17 protein-coding genes and 1 tRNA gene are annotated in these 21,190 nt (G+C 50.0%); 5 read left to right on the forward strand and 13 right to left on the reverse strand.

Annotation, left to right across the window (positions count from 1 at the left end; all coding sequences use genetic code 11):
- Window positions 1-2 precede the first annotated feature (2 nt).
- Window positions 3-1,397, reverse strand: a complete 1,395-nt coding sequence (locus ATHL_RS08120; protein WP_062191948.1) for a bifunctional folylpolyglutamate synthase/dihydrofolate synthase — start codon at window positions 1,395-1,397, stop codon at window positions 3-5.
- Window positions 1,398-1,545: 148 nt separating this feature from the next.
- Between ATHL_RS08120 and ATHL_RS08125 the strand changes: the two genes are divergently transcribed.
- Genes ATHL_RS08125 through ATHL_RS08140 form a run of 4 tightly spaced genes read left to right on the forward strand, consistent with a single transcriptional unit; the run spans window position 1,546 to window position 5,198 of the window.
- Entirely contained in the window at window positions 1,546-1,830 is a 285-nt protein-coding gene (locus ATHL_RS08125; RefSeq protein ID WP_062191951.1) for a DUF503 domain-containing protein, read from the forward strand.
- A 10-nt stretch (window positions 1,831-1,840) separates the two neighbouring features.
- On the forward strand, window positions 1,841-2,632 hold the full coding sequence (locus tag ATHL_RS08130; RefSeq protein ID WP_062191953.1) for an SDR family oxidoreductase: 792 nt from the start codon (window positions 1,841-1,843) through the stop codon (window positions 2,630-2,632).
- On the forward strand, window positions 2,632-4,542 hold the full coding sequence (locus tag ATHL_RS08135; protein ID WP_062191956.1) for a TIGR03960 family B12-binding radical SAM protein: 1,911 nt from the start codon (window positions 2,632-2,634) through the stop codon (window positions 4,540-4,542). The genes ATHL_RS08130 and ATHL_RS08135 overlap by 1 nt, the downstream gene beginning before the upstream one ends.
- The gene (locus ATHL_RS08140) at window positions 4,539-5,198 is read left to right on the forward strand and encodes a TIGR03936 family radical SAM-associated protein (protein ID WP_062191959.1); all 660 of its coding nucleotides are present in this window, start codon (window positions 4,539-4,541) and stop codon (window positions 5,196-5,198) included. The genes ATHL_RS08135 and ATHL_RS08140 overlap by 4 nt, the downstream gene beginning before the upstream one ends.
- 37 nt (window positions 5,199-5,235) lie before the next feature.
- Here ATHL_RS08140 and ATHL_RS08145 read toward each other — a convergent pair whose 3' ends face one another.
- From ATHL_RS08145 to ATHL_RS08180, 8 genes are all read right to left on the reverse strand, one after another.
- Entirely contained in the window at window positions 5,236-5,589 is a 354-nt protein-coding gene (locus ATHL_RS08145) for a hypothetical protein (RefSeq protein WP_062191962.1), read from the reverse strand.
- 2 nt (window positions 5,590-5,591) lie between these two features.
- On the reverse strand, window positions 5,592-6,605 hold the full coding sequence (locus ATHL_RS08150; protein ID WP_062192385.1) for an ABC transporter ATP-binding protein: 1,014 nt from the start codon (window positions 6,603-6,605) through the stop codon (window positions 5,592-5,594).
- A gap of 14 nt (window positions 6,606-6,619) precedes the next feature.
- Complete coding sequence (locus ATHL_RS08155; RefSeq protein WP_062191965.1) at window positions 6,620-8,446, reverse strand: carboxypeptidase-like regulatory domain-containing protein; 1,827 nt, start codon at window positions 8,444-8,446, stop codon at window positions 6,620-6,622.
- Window positions 8,447-8,454: 8 nt separating this feature from the next.
- Window positions 8,455-9,591 (reverse strand): ABC transporter permease, encoded by a 1,137-nt coding sequence (locus ATHL_RS08160; RefSeq protein ID WP_062191967.1) that lies wholly within the window; start codon window positions 9,589-9,591, stop codon window positions 8,455-8,457.
- 19 nt (window positions 9,592-9,610) lie between these two features.
- Window positions 9,611-10,606 carry an ABC transporter permease gene (locus ATHL_RS08165; protein WP_062191970.1) on the reverse strand — a complete coding sequence of 332 codons (996 nt, stop codon included), beginning with the start codon at window positions 10,604-10,606 and terminating at the stop codon, window positions 9,611-9,613.
- 86 nt (window positions 10,607-10,692) lie between these two features.
- On the reverse strand, window positions 10,693-12,876 hold the full coding sequence (locus ATHL_RS08170; RefSeq protein WP_084001280.1) for an ABC transporter substrate-binding protein: 2,184 nt from the start codon (window positions 12,874-12,876) through the stop codon (window positions 10,693-10,695).
- Between the two features lie 146 nt (window positions 12,877-13,022).
- Entirely contained in the window at window positions 13,023-14,051 is a 1,029-nt protein-coding gene (locus ATHL_RS08175) for an ABC transporter ATP-binding protein (protein ID WP_062191972.1), read from the reverse strand.
- Complete coding sequence (locus ATHL_RS08180; protein WP_062191975.1) at window positions 14,048-14,446, reverse strand: response regulator; 399 nt, start codon at window positions 14,444-14,446, stop codon at window positions 14,048-14,050. Before ATHL_RS08180 ends, ATHL_RS08175 begins: the two co-directional genes overlap by 4 nt.
- A 5-nt stretch (window positions 14,447-14,451) precedes the next feature.
- Here ATHL_RS08180 and ATHL_RS08185 point away from each other — a divergent pair, with 5 nt between their 5' ends.
- Window positions 14,452-14,646 (forward strand): hypothetical protein, encoded by a 195-nt coding sequence (locus tag ATHL_RS08185; protein WP_114679481.1) that lies wholly within the window; start codon window positions 14,452-14,454, stop codon window positions 14,644-14,646.
- On the opposite strand, the gene ATHL_RS08190 is transcribed toward ATHL_RS08185, so the two are convergent.
- The 4 genes from ATHL_RS08190 to ATHL_RS08205 all read right to left on the reverse strand — a co-directional run bounded on the left by ATHL_RS08190 (window position 14,643) and on the right by ATHL_RS08205 (window position 21,176).
- Window positions 14,643-17,939, reverse strand: a complete 3,297-nt coding sequence (locus ATHL_RS08190) for an ATP-binding protein (protein WP_062191982.1) — start codon at window positions 17,937-17,939, stop codon at window positions 14,643-14,645. The two genes, ATHL_RS08185 and ATHL_RS08190, sit on opposite strands and share 4 nt — an antisense overlap.
- Window positions 17,940-18,427: 488 nt before the next feature.
- Window positions 18,428-18,498: transfer RNA gene (locus tag ATHL_RS08195), tRNA-Gln, on the reverse strand.
- Window positions 18,499-18,533: 35 nt separating this feature from the next.
- Window positions 18,534-20,039 carry a glutamate--tRNA ligase gene (gltX, locus tag ATHL_RS08200; RefSeq protein WP_062191984.1) on the reverse strand — a complete coding sequence of 502 codons (1,506 nt, stop codon included), beginning with the start codon at window positions 20,037-20,039 and terminating at the stop codon, window positions 18,534-18,536.
- A 12-nt stretch (window positions 20,040-20,051) separates the two neighbouring features.
- The gene (locus ATHL_RS08205; RefSeq protein WP_062191987.1) at window positions 20,052-21,176 is read right to left on the reverse strand and encodes an FtsW/RodA/SpoVE family cell cycle protein; all 1,125 of its coding nucleotides are present in this window, start codon (window positions 21,174-21,176) and stop codon (window positions 20,052-20,054) included.
- Between the last annotated feature and the right edge of the window lie 14 nt (window positions 21,177-21,190).

The following is a 21,190-nucleotide window of genomic DNA, read 5'->3' on the forward strand; positions in this document are numbered from 1 at the left end:
CCTCATTTTGCGGCTTCAGGTTGCATCTGTCGAGATTTTAACCAAATCTCTCGCACAGCTGCAGCGATAAACAAACTACCCGCTGCTACGACAGCAGCTTCTTCCTTCACAGCAAGCTCCAGCGCACGTTCCAGAGCTTTCTCCACCGGTGTAAGCGCCTGAGCAGGCACCCCAAACCTGTGAGCTAATTCTACCAATTTTTCGGCTTCTGCCGCCCGGGGATGTACCGACTGCGTGGCAATCAACCGGCGAACCCGGGGAAGCAGTTCTTCAAACATCCCATGAATATCTTTGTCTTCAGAGGCACCAAACAATAAAATAATCGGTTTATCGGGTAAATAATCATCCAGCGTCAGGCGTAACTTCAGAGCCGAATCCCGATTATGGGCTGAATCCACCACCAGAAGGGGATTGCGTCCCAAAATCTCAAACCTGGCTGGCCAGAAAACGGATGAGAATCCATCTGAAATGGCTCGCTCGTGAATTTCAATCCCTTGCGCCCGAGCCACTTGCAAAGCCGCAAAAGCTGTAGCCGCATTCTGCACCTGATGATATCCGAGCAATGGAATATGCAACCTCATCGGTTGCCAGGGATGGTTACCGCCACTCTCAATGAATTGATCCACGAGCATTTGTTCATCCCTTCGCCAGATCCAAAAAGTTTGCCCCTCCAATGAACGTGACCTCAAAGCAAAGAGATAATCCTGCCCCACTTCTACTACCGGAGACTTCCGTTCCTCAGCGATGCCTCTCACAACCAGTCGGGCTTCTTCCCGTTGTGGGGCTAATACTAACGGCTTACCTGGCTTGACAATCCCTGCTTTCTCCGCAGCGATCTTACCCAGTGTATCTCCTAAAACGTTCATGTGATCCATCGAGAGCGAGGTAATCACACTTACCAGCGGGTCGACCACATTCGTGGCATCCAATCGTCCTCCGAGCCCCACTTCTATGACACCAATATCACACTTGTTCCTGGCAAAGTAAAGAAAAGCCAGGGCAGTGGTGATTTCAAATGTGGTTAACCGCTCGACCTGCATCACCTTAGGTTTAATCTCTTCTACCAGTAAAGTAAACTCATCATGGTCGATGGGTTGTCGATTGATTTGAATACGTTCAGCATAATCCTGTAAATGAGGAGACGTATATAGCCCCACCCGATAGCCTGCCGATTGGAGCACAGAGGCGATCATCGCCGCCGTTGAGCCCTTTCCCTTTGTGCCAGCCACATGAATAACCGGATATTGCAGGTGAGCATCTCCCAGCAAGTGCATTAACTGGTGCATCCGGCCAAGGTCGAATTTTTCCGGAGTATAGCGGAAGTTACGCGTCAGGCTATAATCAACAAAACGGTACAGGTAATCCAGGGCTTCCTGGTAAGCAATTTCATCAACCATGCTTCGTTGCTCTCTATTCATGAACGTCTAACGAGTGGCATTGTAACCGTGCAAATAAGATTATGCAAGAGGAAATTATTGTCCCTGACCTCAGATCATCTCTATTTTTCTTTGGTACAATAATCAGACTGAACTTGGATGAATTGGCATGAAAATTGGCGTACTTACCCTTCATCTTCACCTGCCCGGGTGTACCTCTCTCAAAGAAAAACGCGGCAGGATAAAGCCCGTGTTATCGAGATTGCATCGAGAATACAACCTGGCCACTGCCGAAATTGACCTGCAAGATCAATGGCAGAATGCAGTGATCGCTGCAGTTACCGTCAGCAATGACGCCACTCATGTTCGACAAATGCTGCAAACCGTGGTAGATTTTATGCTTGTTCATTCGGCAGATCTGGAAGTGGTCGATAACCAGATCGAATTGATCTAGGGAGAACACTGTGGATTTAGGACTAAAGAATAAAGTTGCTCTGGTCACTGGTGCAAGCCGCGGGTTGGGATTTGCAACCGCCCACCTTCTGGCACAGGAAGGAGCCGAAGTGGTGATCAACGGTCGCGACCCATACCGTTTGGAACAGGCACGCCAATCTATTGCATCCCATACCGGAGTCAGGGTGCTTGCCCTTCCGGGTGATGTAACCCTGCCTGAAACGCCTGCCACCCTTCTCGATCAAATCACCCGCCAAGTAGGGAGGCTCGATATCCTCATTACCAACACGGGTGGCCCTCGACCCGGGAGTTTTGAATCTCTCGAAGAAACCGACTGGCAACAAGGGATTGACCTTTGTCTGATGGCTCACGTGCGCCTGATCAAGGCGGCATTACCCCTTTTAAAACAATCCCAAACAGGGTCGATTCTCACAATCACTTCCATTTCGGTTAAACAGCCCATTCAGAACCTCATTCTTTCAAACAGCATTCGTGCTGCCACCGTCGGGTTAACCAAGTCACTGGCCCTCGAACTTGGGGCCCAGGGCATACGGGTGAATTCCATCCTACCCGCCTGGACCGAAACGGAACGAATCCGCGAGTTGCTGGAAAACCGGGCCAGGATAAATGGCACCACGTTCAAAGAAGAGTTAGACAAACAATCCAGAGAAAGCCCTCTGGGACGAATTTCAACCCCGGACGAATTTGCCCGTGCCGCCGTTTTTCTGGTCAGCCCGGCAGCATCTTATCTTACCGGAGTTATGTTACCAGTGGATGGTGGCATGTATAAAGGAACTTTTTAATGTTAACGCCCGAACAAATTGAACAGCATCTTCACCGTATTTTATTAAAAGTTCAAAAACCAGGTCGATACGTCGGGGGAGAACTCAACCAGACGCTCAAAGACTGGCAGAGCGTATCTACTCACATCGCTTTAATCTTCCCGGATATTTACGATCTGGGGTTACCGAATCTGGGGCTGGCAATCCTTTATGATCAGATCAACCAGCGCCCCGATGCCCTGGCCGAACGGGCATACGCTCCCTGGACCGATATGGAAGCCGAGATGCGTAAAGCAGGTCTGCCCATTTACAGCCTGGAAAGCAAACATCCGCTCTCGGCTTTCGACATTCTGGGATTTAGCCTGCCCTATGAAAGCCTGTACACCAACGTCCTTACCATTCTGGATCTTGCTGGAATTCCTCTCCTTGCTAACGAACGAGATGAGTCTTCTCCCTTGATCATTGCTGGAGGACACGCGGCCTTCAACCCTGAACCAATGTCCCGCTTCATCGATGCCTTTGTGATCGGCGAAGGTGAAGAAGTCATTCATGAAATAATCAACGTTCATCAGGCATGGAAGGAAAGTGGCACCTCACGAAATGATCTCTTCGTTAGACTTTCGGCTATTCCTGGGGTTTACATCCCAGCCCTTTATACGGTAGATTATCATCCCGATGGAACTGTTCAAGCGATCCGCCCTCTGATTGAGACCGCTCCCATCCCCATCGTCAAACGCATTGTCCCCACGCTCCCCCCTCCCCTTACCCGGTTCCTGGTACCATCCATTGATATTGTGCACAACCGAATTGCCATCGAAATCATGCGGGGATGTACCCGTGGGTGCCGATTCTGTCAGGCCGGCATGATCACCCGTCCGGTTCGCGAAAGGAGTGTGGATGAAATCATTCAGGCCATCGAGGAAGCCCTTGATCTGACCGGTTATGAAGAAGTTGGCCTGCTTTCTCTCTCTTCGTCTGACTACACGCATATTCGGGAGCTGGTCGATCGGGTGAGTCAACGCTTTGGTGACCGGAAATTAACCGTGACCCTGCCATCTCTGCGGATTGAGTCCTTCTCAGTACAACTCATGGATCAGCTCCACGACCTGAGGCCCGGGGGTGGTTTCACCCTTGCACCCGAGGCGGCCACAGAACGCATGCGCCAGATTATTAACAAAGGCATTTCTTCACATCAATTCCTTGAAACCATCCGCGCCGTTTTCGACCGTGGCTGGAACACAGTGAAACTATACTTTATGATCGGTCATCCTGAGGAAACCCTGGAAGACGTCCAGGCCATTGTAGACCTCTGCCACACAGTACTGGCTGAAGGGCACAAACGGGTTGGCGGCAGGGCTCGCGTTCATGTGGGAGTAAGCACCTTCATTCCTAAAGCACACACACCCTTTCAATGGGTGGCCGTAGATTCGATAGAGCAGATCCGTCTGAAACAGGATATCCTGCGGCGAGGGTTGCGCGCTCAGGGTTTCAAACTTACCTGGGTAGAACCAGAGGTTACCCTTCTGGAAGCTTGGCTTTCGCGAGGGGATCGCCGTCTTGGAGAAGTGATCCTTCGCGCCTGGCAATTGGGTGCCAAATTTGATGCTTGGCAGGATCATTTTAATATTCAGCTTTGGCTCCAGGCATTCAACGATTGTGGCCTGGACCCAACCTTTTATAGCCACCGTCAGCGTTCTCTGGATGAAATTCTTCCCTGGTCACACATCAGCACAGCCGTGCGTGCACAGTATCTAAAACAGGACTTCCTGTGGAGCAAAGAAGGCCGCCTGCGAAATGATTGTCGGGATCATTGTTATGCATGCGGAATTTTACCGGAATTTTCTGACCTGCGTTTAAAGACCCCCCCTGAAGCCTGGAAGTGCCCACCCGTGAAAGTGAAGAAACCACTCCAGCGTGAGGCAACCCTATGAACGGGTCTGCTCCTGAGACACTCCATCGATACCGTATAGTTTATGCTCGAGGCGAAGAACTGCGGTATGTTGGCCACCTCGATATGCAGACGGTCTGGGAGCGTACTCTGCGCAGGGCTCGTGTACCGATAGCCTTCAGCCAGGGATTCAATCCACGCCCCCGCTTCCATATTGCTGCCGCACTGCCATTAGGGTTTACATCGCTTTGCGAGATTGCGGATCTCTGGCTTATCGAGGAAATGCCCATACCGAATCTTCTGGAACGACTACAAAAAGCTTCTCCACCGGGGCTGTCCATTCAGTCCATCATGGAAGTTCCACTCGACTGGCCAGCTCTCCAAACCCAGGTATTACAAGCCGAGTACCGCGTTGATTTCTTCAATGACCTTCCTCTGGATGACCTGCAACAAAAGGTCCAGGGGATTCTTTCCCAGGCATCTCTCTCCAGAGTCTGGCGGAACAAATCCTATGATTTACGGCCTTTAATCCATGCAATTGAAATTATTCCCCCCTCTTCTTTAAAGCCATTCCCATCACTCAGGATGCTGCTCTCCGCGCGAGAAGGTGCTACCGGTCGGCCAGAGGAGGTTCTCTCAACCCTGGGCATAGATGCAACAGAAGTGCGGGTGGAGCGCACCCGCCTTCTTTTAAACTAGTTTTTGCCTCAAACCAGCATACCGGTATGGCCGGCTGTTATCTAATAGGCAGCCGATTGGCCTTTTCTCCAATAAATGGGAGCATTTTTACTCTCCCTAAAAGAGCATACACCATTCCCGTCAGCCATACCACTACTGCAACAAGCAGAGCACCGATCACCAGAGAAAAAAGCACCACCCCAAAAAGGAAACCGAAAGGAATCCATGTGAGGAGCCAGGTGATGACCACCCAGCCAACCCCTATACCCAGGATGAAAAGAAATAACCCAATCGATTGGCGCACGTGGAACATCACCAGAGAGCTCTTTCGCTGGAAAAACCAGGCATAAAGCCAGCTCACTACAGGGAGAAGATAAGCCAAGAAAGCCGTGATTCTTTGTGACAGCTCCATCGTTACTCTCCAATTCCCCTCAGTTTCAGCTCACTCGCAAAGTGACAGGCTACAAAATGACCCGGTTTGTTCTCCTCCAGGAGTGGCTCCTGCTGGGAACATACCGGCTTTGCATAATTACAACGTGGATGAAAAATACAACCCGAGGGTGGGTTTGCCGGACTGGGTACCTCACCCTGCAGACGTATCCGATTGGGACGAATGTCAGGATCTGCTGGTGGAACCGCCGAAAGAAGCGCTTCGGTATACGGATGTAAGGGGTTGCGCATGAGCTCGTCAGTATCAGCCAGTTCGACAATCTTTCCCACATACATCACGGCAATCCGATCTGAAATATGCTCAACCACCGAGAGGTCATGGGCCACAAAGATCATGGTCAGCCCCAGGTCTGTTTGTAATCCCTTCATCAGGTTGAGCACCTGCGCCTGAACTGAGACATCCAGTGCTGAAACAGGCTCATCAGCAATGATCAACCTCGGATTGAGTGAAAGCGCACGTGCCAGGCCAATCCGTTGTCGCTGACCTCCTGAAAACTCGTGCGGATACCGACGCATATAGGCCGGATTTAAACCCACCTCTCTCATTAACTGAGCTACCCTTTCCTCGGCTTCTTTTCCGTGAGCCACCCCATGAATCTCTAACGGCTCAGAAATGATATCTTTTACCGTCAAACGCGGGTTAAGGCTGCTAAACGGATCCTGAAAAACCATGCGCATTTCACGCCGCAAGGGCTTCATCTCTCGGAGGCTGATCTTCGCGACATCTACCCACTCACCTGTCTGCTTTCGAAAGCGAACCTCCCCAGAAGTGGGATCATAGAGGCGTAAAATGGTCCGGCCAACGGTGGTTTTACCACACCCACTTTCCCCGACCAGGCCGAGCACCTCCTGTTCCCGCAAAGAGAAGCTCACCCCGTCCACAGCTTTAACATGGCCTGCCACGCGTTGAAGCAAACCGCGGTAGATCGGGAAATACATTTTCAAATTTCTTACTTCCAGAATATTATTATCATCCATGGTTTTGCTTTCGCTCACTTCTCAATGGAGATGGTCGATTCTTCCATCAAAATGTCGGGGTCTGTAAACCCTTTTTCTTCAGCAAGCTTCTGGAATGTCCTGCGGAAAATCACCCTTACTCTCACCTGAGCCGCCTTTCCTGCAGGTAATTGGAAAGTAAACGTTTGAATATCCGTTGCCATCGCAGCTAGACGTGTATCTTCAACCAGAGTAACCGGCCTCCAGTAAGCGGCGGTTGGCATCTCGCCAGTCCACTCATCGCGTAAGACTTTCATGAAAGTTTTCCCAGGCTGTCCGGCATAATTACCCGCCCAGGCCGGATTCACGCTTCCACTGACCAGCTTTAACGGCTGATTGTTCTCGTCCAGCGCCTCGACCACCAGGATCATTTGCCGCATGGGAGCATCCGTAGGTACATGGTGACCCGTTAGATCATTCGTGATCCTCACCTCCACCTGAAGTTTCTCTCCGGTTCTCCTGGCCTGACTCTTGAGAGTAACTGAGTTTTGTAAAAGTTGCTCATCTGCAGCACCGGGCATGGTGTGATCATGAAATGGAACGTAATCCCGTTGAATGCCTCCCTGCTCCGGGAAAACCGTGTAATTCACATCCTTAACCGGCATGTGACATTCCTGACAGGTCTTCCCGGTTTTCGGATCACTGTAAGGGCTATCGAGCCACTCACCGTATGAATTATAGATGACCGTACCACCCGATACCTGCCCAACACCTACAACCCCGCCAAATACACCATAATGACAGGGGGCACAAAATTCACTCTTCGATTCAAGCGGCAGATAACTCACCCGACGATTTACATCCAACAGAGTTCCAAAGAACACCTGCTGCCCTTCTTCGGGACGATACAGGCGATACGAAAGGATCCCGGGCATATCGGGCTTGGGCAGGCCGGTCGTTGAATCCAGGTAAACATCGCCAATTTTATGGCAAAAATCACACGTGATTCCTTCCAGCCCATCTCCACTCAAACCAATGGGTAAGGTAGCCGGGCTAATTACTCCACGAGAGCGTTCAATAGTCAGGTCGGTATGGCATCCTGACCAGCCACAATTCTGGGTGTTCGGCACTTTGGAAGCCACCGGTGTGTGGCAGGTAGCACAATTCCCGGCGCGATTAGGATAATCCAGCCGGAAACCCGGACCGTAATACGGTTGCGATGGATCAGGGGCCTGAGCTTTTCCGTCTATTCCAAGGCGGGTAGGTTGCCCCTGCCGCCCCTGAACATCACTTCCCGTATAAATGGACAAAAAGCGCTGGTTCTTTGCGGCTTGAGAATGAGCATCGGCCTGCCATTCAACATACTCGCGATGACACAACCCGCAACTGGCCGACCCTTTTACCCCTTGAAACGAAAACCAGGGGTAATCAGCATTATCTTTTTCAGGGAGCGGCTTAAGGGTGATAACCAGATGATTTCCCCCTTTCCAGTCAGGGGCACTTGGATTGACTAAAACCCAGCCCACATAATGTCCTTCCGCCCAAGCAGTTATATTCACCGGTGAGGTTCCACTGAGCCCTCTCAAACGGAAAGTACCATCCGCCCCCGTTTTAACCTGGGTGGATGTTCCCTGAATTTGCACAAGAGCTCCTGCCACTGGTCCCTGGCTATTCTCGACCACGCCGGAGACCTCATTGGGCAACGGAGTCAGATTGACCAGGGTTGGTGTACTTGCAGGGGTAGATGTCGCGGTAACTGACATCGTTGCACTAACCCCGGTCGGTGTCGGCGGTGCAGCCGCCTGTCCAGCCTCAATACATGCGACCAACCCGAAAACAACCGCCAGGCTAATAAAGATCCACACCGAAATCCAGTGCTTCATCATCACTCCTACATTGCCGCATAAGGATCGGCAGCATCACGCAACCCATCCCCCAGGAAGTTGAACCCCAGCACTGCAACCACCATAAAACCAATCGGGGATAGAATCCATGCATTCTGACCCAGGGTTTGAATATCCTGGGTATTCCGCATCATTAATCCCCAGCTAATCAACGGCTCAGTAATGCCAATCCCAAGAAAGCTTAAGAAAGATTCTGCCAGGATCACACCGGGGATAGTCAGAGTGAGAATGACAATGATATGACTCAGGGTATTCGGATATAGATGCCGGAAAATGATGCGGGCATCCGACGCCCCCATTTCTTTCGCAGCCAGGATAAAATCGGTCTCTCGCAGCGACATAACCTTGGCTCGCACCTCCCTGGCAAGGGTTGTCCAGGAAAGGAGGGCAAAAATACACGCCATAATGATGAAAACAGTGAACGAGTCCGCAGTTTTGGGCACCAATGCCGCTAAAGCCATCCAGAGAGGAAGATTGGGAAAGGCGCTGATGAATTCGGTAAATCGCTGAAGGACACTGTCGATCCAACCCCCATAGTATCCTGAAGCCACCCCCAGAATTGACCCAACCGCAATACTTATAATAGTCCCGAACAGGCTCATACTCAAAGAAATACGTCCGGCTTCACAGGCCTTTCCCCATAAATCACGACCCATTTTGTCGGTGCCAAGAATATAAACCGTTCCCCCTTCTTCAACCCCATAAAGATGTAAATTGCTGGGAATCAATCCCAGAATCTTATATTCAGGGCCTTTTACAAAGAAGCGCAGGAAATAAGCCTTGGTGGTATCCTCCATCCATAAAACCTTGAAAGTCTTCGGATCTAAGGTGTAGACATAATTGTAAACAAAAGGTCTCAGGTGGAATTTTCCCTCATGGTCGATGAAACGGACCCGTTGCGGAGGAATAAACGACGCCTGCAAATTGATTTCGTAAATGCTGGTCGGAGAGAAAAAGTCAGCGAAGATGGCCAGAATCAGCAGTGTCAAAACCATGAGACTCCCAACAATGGAGACCTTGCTTCGCCTGAAACGCCGCCAGACGAGCTGGAAATAACCCTCATTATGTTCCTGCCCGATGACACCCTGATCGTCGAATAGTTTTTTTCCCAATTCGTCATTCATAATCGTGTCACCCTTTGTTTTAACTATAGCGAATTCGCGGATCAAGAACGGCCAGGAAAAGGTCGGCCAGAAGATTGCCAATCAAAATGAGTGCTCCGTACATCAAAAGGAGCGATCCAGAAATGTAAATATCCTGGTTAACCAGGGATTCGTAAAACAGAGGCCCCATCGTTGGCAGCCCAAGGACAATGGCCGCTTCCAATTCACCCTGCATCATGTACGGAAGAACCGTGCCCTGATAGGCAACAATGGTATGCAGTGCATTGGGCACTGCATGTTTCATAATGACTTCACTCTCCTTAAGCCCTTTTGCCCGGGCAGTAGTTACATACTGGCTATTCAGTACATCGAGTAAATTTCCTCGCATGACACGTAAGTTTCTGGCAACACCCCCCAGCCCGGCGATGAGAATGGCGGGCCAGATATGCTTCAACATATCTACTACTCTGGCCAGGCTCCATGGAGCCATAACAAATTCAGGAGAAAAGAAAGAAGAGATGCTTGGTTGTTTGAGCGTAATTACCAGGACATATAACAAAATAACTGCAATCGAAAAACGAGGCATGGATGTAAAAATAAAAGCCAGTACCGACCAGAAATTATCCCAGAAACCATATTTTCGAGGAGCAACAAAGATTCCCAAACCCACTCCGACGACGGTTGAGATCAGGTGGCAGATAACCGCCAATAACAACGTCTTCGGTAAGCGATCTGCGATTAACTGACCTACATCCTTTCGATAGGCAAAAGAATACCCGAACTTTCCTTCGGTGACGATCCCTTTGATCCAGATATAAAACTGTGTGGTCAGTGGTTTATCAAGGTCATACTGCTCACGGATGATCCTGGCAGCGTTGTCAGCTTCTTCCACCGGCGTTCCACGATCAATTAAATACTGGCGGTAGCGACTGGCAAAATCACCCGGGGGCAGTTTTATTACCACGAAAGAGACAATCCCAATGCCAATCAACATGAAAAAGGCAATAACCAGTCGGCGAATAATATAATTTAGCATGCCACCTCCAGCAAACTTCTTTTCGGCCCAAGAGGGTTGGGCTGAGAAATGGATCATTTCCCAACCCAACCCGTTTTACCAGCGAATTACTTGTAAACCGGAATGGTCTCCGGGCGATTCTGCTTCAACTGCTGATCCACTGGCGTCCAGAGGGTATCCAGCAGAATGGCATCTTCCACCCAAGTGTACATGAACACTGGCGTGCCATCCGGAACATTCTTGACGCGCTTGGCAAGGCCCAAACCATAGCGTCCAACGAAAACGCCAAGGTTGTACACATTTTTCGTGAAAATGTTGTTGTACTGGAACATGATCTTCTTGCGGCCTTCCGAGTCGAAGGTCTTTCGATACTCATTGACCAGGTCAACCAGGCTTTGTTCGAAATCCATCATCTGACGCGGCTGGTCACCTTCACGATGCCAGTTGAACGTCTTGGTGATCGGAGCCAAGGCCGTCACATTGGTAAAGGGCAGAGCAAAGGCTTGCCCACCGCGATCGGCAGACATATCCCAGGTACCAGCATTGTCCACGTCGGAGTGGGTCGCGCTATCGATCACTTTCATATTGATCTTAATCCCTACCGCTCCCCACTGGTTGACCAAAGCCTCGGCAACGCTCTGGGTTTCTTTGGCATCCTGCGAGGCAAGCAACTGTAACACCACGCTCTGACCTGCCATGGGGCCGCTCGTCCATTCCAGAACTCCATCATTATTGGTATCCTTCAGACCAATTTCAGCCAGCAGGATCTTGGCTGATTCAGGGTCGTAAGGATAATAAACCACCGACTCGCGGTCAAAATCTGGAGCACCCGGGTAGAGTCCACCAGCCCAGCCACGCAGGAATGGACCTTTCATAATCGACTGCGCGATACCGTCCCGATCCACCGCATAGCTCAGAGCCTGACGGAAGCGAAGATCACGGAACAGCTCACGTACAGCCTTATCGCGATCATTCTGGACGCCAACGCCGAGAGAGTAGTTGAAGGAAATATAATATCCCAGCGTCTCAGGCCCCCAGGTTACGGTGTATTTCGCATCCGGAGACTGCGCCTGGGTCATGGCCTCAACAAATGTGCTCGGATTTTCCAGGTTCATGTGGTCGCAGTCACCTGCAATGGTGCACAGATCACGGCCAATTCCACTGGGCCCCTTGCGATACTGGATTTCGTCAAAGTAGGGTAGCTGATTTCCTTCCTCATCCACCTTCCAGTAATAGGGATTCCGGCGCATGATCATCAACTCGTCGGTCTTGTATTCCGTGATGACCCACGGCCCCAGGGTGACGAGAGGAAGTTTATCGGGGGGCAGCGCATCCGCAAAATCCTTATAGGTCGGCTTGGGATCTTTCGTGCTCCACTTGGGATGCAATGGTTTCAGTTGGTGTGCCGGCATCACATGGAAGTTGTCTTCGTTCATCAGGTAGAACACATCCAGTGGCTTCTGCACCGGGAAGGTGATTTTCACCGTGTAGTCATCCACCTTCTCCATAGTGGCCGGTTTGCCCTCCCAGGACCAGGCATCCTGGTGACGCGGCGCATTCACGTTGTCATCCAGAATATACCCTTCCCAGGTGAACATCACATCATCCGCAGTGAAAGGCACACCATCCGACCATTTTGCGCCCTCAATCAGGTGCAGGGTTAACACATAGCCATCATCAGACCATTCCCAGCTCTTGGCTACCTCAGGCATCGGTTCGATATCCTGGTCGGCGCGGAATAACGGGCCTGTCTTCACCAGCGCGCCATACCGTGAGGTATAAGACTCGATCCCGAACCAGCCCATCGTCGTACCGGCCATATCGTTATACCCCGCAGTGGGACAGGCAGAGAACCCTCGCCAGAGATCGCCGTATACTCCGATCCCATCTTTCATGCCGGTTTTCATATAAACCGCTGGTTCTTTCGGTAGACGGTCCTTGACCGGTGGGAGTGTCCCATCGTTGACATATTTATCCAGCCAGGGGACTTGATGGTATTCCGGGAGAGCCTTGTAGGTAACGATCTGGCTGATGGGCAGACGCTTAACCTCGGCTCCTCCCACTTCGATCTTATTCGGTTCTGGATAGGGAATAGGAGGTTTCACCTCTGCCTTTGGTGCTGTGGTATCAGTCGGCTTCTCCGGGGCCTTGGTGGCAGTGGCTTCAACAGGTTTTGCCGTCTCTTTGGGAGCTTCGGTTGTGGCAGTTGGGGCTCCACAGGCGGTCAGGACGACTCCTGTGCCGGCTAAAGCGCTCAGCTTTAACCATTGGCGGCGAGACATCTTTTTCATTGGATACTTCTCCTTACTTGACTGGTTGAATGACTCGATTGATCTAATCCTTCATCAATCGTCACAATACAATCGATCCTACAAATAAGGCCGCTAACAATAAAAAGCTGTGATACCTTCCCTTTTCATCACCTCCTTTTCGGAATTCAATCTTCAGGGAACAGCCAGCAGGCCACTTTATGCCCTGGCTGGACCTCGTGAAACACAGGGGTTACTTCTCCGCAGATTTCCATTGCGTTCGGGCAGCGCGGTGCAAACGCACAACCGCGAATATCTTCTGAGGGGGTTGGCACCATACCTTTGATGGGAATGAGCTCCTTTTTACCCTTGCGCCCCAACACAGGAACCGAATTTAACAATCCAATCGTGTAGGGATGCAATGGATGGTGAAACAGCTCACGGGTTTCTGCAAATTCGACAATCTTTCCCAGATACATCACCGCCACCTGGGAAGCCATTTGCGAGACAACCCCCAGGTTGTGGGTGATCAAGATAATGGATGATCCAAAATCAGACTGTAACTGGTTCATCAGATCCAGAATTTGGGCCTGAACGGTCACATCCAGCGCGGTCGTTGGTTCATCTGCGATCAGAATTGCGGGATTGCACGAAAGGGCCATGGCGATCATCACCCGCTGGCGCATCCCACCGCTCAACTGGTGTGGATACTCATGTAAGCGTTGCTTCGGATCGCTTATTTGCACCTTGGTGAGCATTTCTAGCGCTCGATCAAGTGCAGCTTTCCGCCCAACTTTTTGATGAAGCATGACAGCTTCAGCAATTTGATCCCCGACGGTATACAACGGGTTCAATGAAGTCATCGGTTCCTGAAAGACAATCGCAATCTCACCACCACGAATATTGCGCATTTCTAATCCATGAGGATCCAATTTGGTAATATCCACCACGTTTTGAGTATGCTTTTGGCGGAGTAAAATCTGGCCATCTACAATTTTCCCCGGCGGCGATTGGATCAGGCGCATGATGGACATGGCAAGGATAGACTTGCCACATCCACTTTCACCAACCAGACCCAGAGTACTTTGCCTGGGCAGAGATAGATCCACTCCATTAAGAGCCCGAATCGTGGCTTTCTCCAGAAAGAAATACGTCTTTACATTTTTGACTTCAAGGATTGGCTCATTTTTAGTGGTAATTTGTTCATCGGGGATCATGGGTTGGGTTCTGCCCTCCGGTTAGATAGATTCGATCGAACCGCCAACACCTGCTGTACTGTAGTATGAAGCATTACAGGCAATACTGGTTTCACCAGAAAGACCTGAGCTCCCTGACTTAAACCCACCTTCCGCTCATCTTCAACGCTGCAGAGAATAACCGCCGGGGGAGCCACCAGGGCGAATATCTCCCTTAATAGGGTCCATCCTTCGTCTTCATTGCTGGCCGGCTCCAGAATTACTACATCAAATGACACCTCTTGCAGGAAGCGGCGGGTTTCTTCTACACTGGGAGTCGCAGTTACGGCGTAATCCGTTTCCAACTCACGCCTGTACAGCTCAAGCGCAAGTGGATCCTCATCGACCACCAGCACCCTCGGCCTCTCATCAGACATACTCGATGCTCCAAGGCATGATTACTCCTTATGTCAGCCAGGCCTTTTTAAAAATGCTCAATCGCCTGGAAGCCATTACACTGCTGAAAATTCACTTTTCAGCTGTTGACGCCATCCACATCAATATGGAATACTTTTCTAACTATACAGGGGAATTCAGCTTTCGTCTTGGACAAAAAAACGAGTCTTTTGGATTTTAGGGAGAAACCATCTTTCGGGTACTCTGTCTGAATACTCGCGGAGACATTCCCACTATCTTTGTAAATACCCGTGTGAAGTAAGCCGAGTCATTAAAACCAACCCGAATGGCAATTTCCGTAATGCTCTCACTCGAATGGGTGAGCATCTCCTTTGCTTTGACAATTCTCAATCTGCTCAAATAATCCCAGGGAGTCGTATGCATCTCGTTTCGGAATATCTGGCTGAGGTAATTCTCACTCACACAAACGGCTTCAGCAATCTCTTTCCGGCTGATGGTGTGATGAAAATTCTGATGGATGAAAGCCAGCGCTCTCCGTACCACTTCGCTGGTGTGAGATGGGAAGCCCGACTCACATACGGCTTCTGGCTCAAAAATTTTTAACAACTCCTCATCCTCCAGAATTCCCTTGGTTACCAGTCCTGCCTTCAGCCCATTGATACGCCCGATATCTTCAAAGGTTAATAACTTACCACTGCAAATCAGCACTGGAATGTTCTGTGTCCGCGGATTTTTCCGGACCTCATCAAGCACGGTGAAACCATCTACTTCCGGCATCATCAAGTCGAGCAAAATAAAAGCCGGAGCTTCACTCTCAAGCATTTCCAGGGCAATCCGTCCATTCGAAGCGAAGAGGATACGCCTGCCAGGGTATCGACGCTCAAGGAGTTTTTGGTAGTACTTTCGGGCATTCTCATCATCATCCACAACAAGAATAGGTTGTTGTGCTTCTTCAGCGGGAGCCATCTGGCTCACCCACTCGAGAACAGTATTACCCGACACAGGCTTATAAAGGATATTGGTAATCTGCTCGCCCTCAACAGATGATCGGTCTTCCCCGCCATCAAAAAGGATTACAGGCAGAGCTGTCCAATCCTGCTGTTTACTTAATTGTTGAATGATTTGCCAGTCTCGCCAGCACGAACCGTGAAGATCCCAGGCAATAGCCTGAGGCGCACCTTCAGCAAGCATGGCTGATAAATCGCTCATTCCCCGAATCTGCCTGGCGACCAACCCTCGTCGCTGGCATAAACGGATGATTCCAGCTGGAATCTGCTCCCGGGTAGATACCACTAATAGAATCGACGGCGCAGATGAGTTATCCTGACGCACTACTGGGCGAGAAATCCCTGGCAGCGGCAAGTACACATGAAAAGTACTCCCAACCCCGGGCTGGCTTTCAAGGGTTAACAACCCGTCATGCAGGGCTACCAGATGCCGCGTAATGCTTAACCCCAGGCCGATCCCCTCTGGCCGCCTTTTACGATTGACACTACCAAAAGGCTCAAATATCTTCTCCTGTAATTCCAAGGGAATGCCCGTTCCAGTGTCTTCCACCCAGATATGAAGGTACGGCGGTTCCACATCGGCCCCCAATCGGATGACCCCACGTGAAGTGAATTTACGGGCATTGACCAGCAAATTAGTCAACACCTGCCTGAGTCGAACAAGGTCAGCTCGGATGGTCGGTAAATCATCTGGTACTTCTATTTCCCATTGAACGTGAGGATTGGCCGGTTCCGATTGTTGTACTCCGGTAAAAACCTCCCTGAGAAAAGGCGCAGGTTGAATTACTTCAAAATAAAGGTTCAAAGCACCGATCTCCGCCCGCGAGAGGTCTAGAAGATCGTTAATCATATACATGAGGTGTTCACCGCTTTTATATACATTGCGGATATCACTCTGTAATTCTTGCGCATCCTGTTCAGAGGGTGGCGACTTTAAGCGTTGTTCAATGGACTGACTAAACCCAAGAATAGCGTTTAGTGGAGAACGCATTTCATGACCAACGTTCGCAATCAGCCGTGTTTTTAACTGGTTAGCTCGCTCGGCTGCCTCTCGGGCCTGCAGCGCTTCAAGGTACAGGTCGGCGTTTTGGATTGCGATGCCTAGCTGGCTGGAAAGCAACTTTAATCCCATGATTTCCAAAGAGGGTTGTCGTATGGGCTCAGAAGACTGCAAGTCGAGGACACCAATCACAGCCCCTCCGAGGAAAATGGGTAATACGGCCCGTGAACGCACCTTCTGCCACTCTTTACCGAAGCGCCACGAATGTGAGGTTCGCGTATCTGGAATAAAAATCGGCTGATGATGTTCGAAAACCTGTGTAATAAGCGGGTCTTCTGAAGCCGGGACAAGCCTTGCAGAAGGAGAAAGATCACCACCGTAAAAAATCAACCGTTTCTCTTGATCCGACCAGCGAAGGATTCTTACCCATTCGTAACCAAAATGATGCCTGACCGCAGAAGCGAAAACCTCCACCAATTTTTCTCTTTCCAGCAACGAGCCAATTTTCTGAGAAATATCGGTAATCGCTTCCAGTTGCACCAGTCGATCATGTTCCTGTTGCCGGCTATATCCGACAAGATAACTCGGGAGGTCTGCAATCAATGTTAATTTTCGCGTTGCCACATTAGCGACATTGTCCCGGGTAATCAACTGGAAAGTTTGCGGAAGGTGAGGTGGAAGATCTTCACCGTGAGCGGCCTTCCAGGCAAGGTCAACTGCTGCAACCCCCATATCTTCCGCAGCAATATCCACTGTTGCCGACAGAGAACCCTCAGCTACCCCTGAGAGGGCCAGAGGATCGCCATTGAGGCCGACAAGTATGGTTCGATCGTCAACCACACTGGTTTTTCGTCCGGCATCTCTAGCAGCCAGGATCAGAGCATCCGACACCCCAAAAATTGCATCATACCGCTGGCGAGCGTGAGAAAACTTGTCCAGGAGGACAGAATATGTTTGCTGGTAAGTCCAGAACGCGGATATCGCCTCGACCTCAACATTGGAATATTCCTTCAAGCCATCCTGAAATCCCTCTAACCGGCTTATACCCTTAATGGGAATGGCCTCCTGTCCGGCATAGACACAGAGGACTCGTTTTTTATTGCCTAACCTGCTCCCCACATATTCACCTGCCAGTTTTCCACCCGGATATAGATCGGTCATGGCAGTCATTAAAGAATGGATGGGTTGGATCTCAGCCAGACATATTACAGGAATACCTTCGCTAAACATACCGAGGAGAAATTCTTCGGTAGCCAGGGTACAAATCAAGGCATCGATCCCGTAAGCCAGCACCTGATCGACGAGAAAGTCTGAGGGAATCTCGAGTAATTCCTCAATAGTGGAAGCCGGATGAAGCACCACCAGATCTGCCCCTCGCCGTTGATTGGCGTGAATAACGGCCTCATACACCTGAACCCAGAAAGGATCAGTGGGAATGATAATCACCCCAACTCGCGGGATAAATTTCTGACTTTGAGAAAGGTGGTGGGAAAGTGAAACAGTCACAAAGGAATTATAACCACTTCTATGGCTGGTATGCTCTATTTAAAAATTATCGAGGGGGTGATTCCAAAAACCTTCTGCCAGAGACACTGAAAAGTATAAGATCAAATTTCATTAAATAAGAAAACTTTCATTTGAAAGGATAAGAAAGTAGAGTCTTAATTTACCCTATCGGGATTGATCTCAAATGATAGCTTACGTTAAAACCATGATAGCGTGCTGGCAATGCCAGAAAAAATTCGCTTCAAAGGACATCGTCCCCTTTCGGGGGTTCGAACCTCTGCAGGTTTAAAAAAAAGGCTGGGGGGCAAAGGACACCGTCCCCTTCCGGGGGTTCGAACCTCTGCAGGTTTAAAAAAAGAGGCTGGGGGCAAAGGACACCGTCCCCTTCCGGGGGTTCGAACCTCTGCAGGTTTAAAAAAAGAGGCTGGGGGCAAAGGACATCGTCCCCTTCCGGGGGTTCGAACCTCTGCAGGTTTAAAAAAAAGAGGCTGGGGGCAAAGGATTCGAACCTCTACAAACAGATCCAGAGTCTGCTGTCCTGCCATTAGACGAGCCCCCAGAACTCTGATCGGCACCTAGTTTACCACCGATCAGTTAATTCTTCAAGGTTTCCTCTCCCCTTAAAATTGCAATCGCCTTTTCTATCCTCTTCAAAACCTTATCATGCCCAATAATTTCCATACTTTCAAAAAGGGGTGGACTCACTTTTTGACCGGTCACAGCCACCCGAAGAATACCGAACACCTGTCCAGCAGTTAATCCCAGAGACTCCACCAGGGCCCGCATAGGAGGTTCCGCCTCTTCCACCGTCAAACGTGGTAACCCCTTTAACACCTGATAGCATCGTTCCGCCACATCCGCTGATTGTTCAGCGGTCAACCCCTTGGCGATGAGATCCTCTCGGAGAGGGTGAATCTCTTCCTCAAAGAAAAACCCGGCAAACTGCACCACTTCATCCAGAGTACTCAAACGTTCCTGGATTAATGGGATAATCCTCAACAGGAGACTGTCATCTACAAAATAACCTGCTCGCACCAGGAAAGGCTTTACCCTCCTCGCCAGGTCTTCCCGCTCCAGCCGACGGATATGGAGACCGTTAAAATGATCCAGCTTGGTAAAGTTAATCGCGGCTGGAGAAGGGTTAAACCGATCAACAGAGAATTTCTGGATTAAATCATCCATGGTAAAAAACTCTGTCTGATCATCATAACTCCATCCCATCAAAGCAATCCAATTCACCACCGCCTCAGGAAGATATCCCAGCTCCGCAAGGTCTTTAATATAAATTGAAAATCCGTCTTTCATCGCATCAGCGGCATCCCGCTTGCTCATCTTTCCTTTACCGCTCGGTTTAAGAAATACCGATAAGTGATAGAACCTGGGCATTTCCCATCCGAAAGCGCGAATAATTAAACCGTGTAAGGGAAACGTCGGCAACCATTCTGAGCCACGCAAAACATGCGTGATTTTCATGAGATGATCGTCAACCATGGCCGCCAGATGATAAAGGGCAAGCCCATCTGATTTCACGATAATATAATCATCAAGCAACCGGTTTTCAACCGTGATCTCCCCCCTGATTTCATCCATCACTGTGGTCGTTCCTTCTTTGGGGGTTTTAAAGCGAATGACGTGTTTTTCACCACGTGCAACTCTTTCTGCCGCCTCCTGAACATCCAGTGTTCGGCAGAGTCCGTCATAGTGGGGATTCTCTTTACGTTGTTGTTGCTCCTGGCGCAGCTTCTCAAGGCGCTGGGGAGAACAAAAACAATAATAGGCATGTCCACTCTCGATTAACTGCCTGGCATATTCCTGATAAATGGCTTTCCGCTCAGATTGGCGGTAGGGCCCGTAAGGCCCACCAACATCGGGGCCTTCATCCCATTGCAGTCCCAGCCAGTGCATTCCATCAATGAGCTCCTGCTCCGCTGTAGGTACGTAGCGTTTCTGGTCGGTATCTTCAATGCGCAGGATGAACTGGCCGCCAGTCTTTCGCGCCAGCAAATAGTTATACAGGGCCATTCGCCCGCTCGCCAGATGCATACGCCCCGTCGGAGAAGGCGCAAAACGCACCCTCACCGGTTGTTCAATACCTGTCATAACGCTCCGTTATTATTCAAAAGATTTTCTACGAAGGATTACGCTCTCCACGAGCCCAATACCAATGGCTAATGATACCATTGAACTGCCGCCGTAGCTGATAAAAGGCAAGGTTAAACCGGTCACCGGGATCACATTCAGGTTCACCCCAATATTGACCGCCATCTGAAAAAAGAGGAGAACCCCAAAACCATACGCAAGTAAAGCTCCAAAAGGATCCGCCGCCAGTGCCGCTGCCCGAAAACAGCGCAGAATAACAAAAACTAACAATAGAATGACTATCACTGTCCCCACAAACCCAAATTCTGAAGCCATTGCCGAAAAAATGAAATCGGTATGCCGTACTTTTAAAAATCGCAGCTGAACCTGAGTACTATTCCCGTACCCCTGGCCAAATAATCCCCCCGATCCAATCGAGACAAGAGCCTGCTCTACATTATAAGTATTTCCATGGCGTGCATTCGGGTCCGGAAATAGAAAAGTAGCGATTCGCTCCAGTTGATAGGGCTGAATGAAGGGAATTTTCGCCCCGGAAAAAAGCAGAGCCAGCAAGAGGATGACGAACACCGTCCCAACGCCGGCCAGAATCCAGAGATACTTCACTGGCAGGCCGCTCACCCATAACATCGACAACCAGATAACGATAATGACGATTGAGGTGCTCAGGTTGGGCTGAAGAAGAATCCAGAGCACCACCCCAAAAGTGAGCAGGAAGCTGCTGATTACCCATCGAAAGTTACGTGGCCGTTCGCGCGTCTGGGCAAAAAAATTAGCAAGCACGATAATCATAATAATTTTTGCCAGTTCCGACGGCTGAATCAGAATTAAACCGGTGTCTAGCCAGCGCGCCGATCCAAAAAGTGCCGTTCCAAAGATATAAATCATCAAAAGGGAAAAAATAGCCACCCCATACAACAATCTGGCCAATGATGACCAGTAACGGTAATCAATCAAGGAAAGGACAATAATTAATCCAAAGCTAATGAAAACATAAATCACCTGACGGGTCACCAGTTCAGCCAGCACCTCATTACCGGCAATTGCCGAACGAATCATCGCAACGCCGAAGATAGACAGGATGATGACCGCCCCAAATAATAAGAAATCAAACTGTTTCCAGGTTTCACGCCGAAGCATATACTACCGCTATT

Origin of the sequence: Anaerolinea thermolimosa (assembly GCF_001050195.2) — a bacterium.
Taxonomy (GTDB): Bacteria; Chloroflexota; Anaerolineae; order Anaerolineales; family Anaerolineaceae; genus Anaerolinea; species Anaerolinea thermolimosa.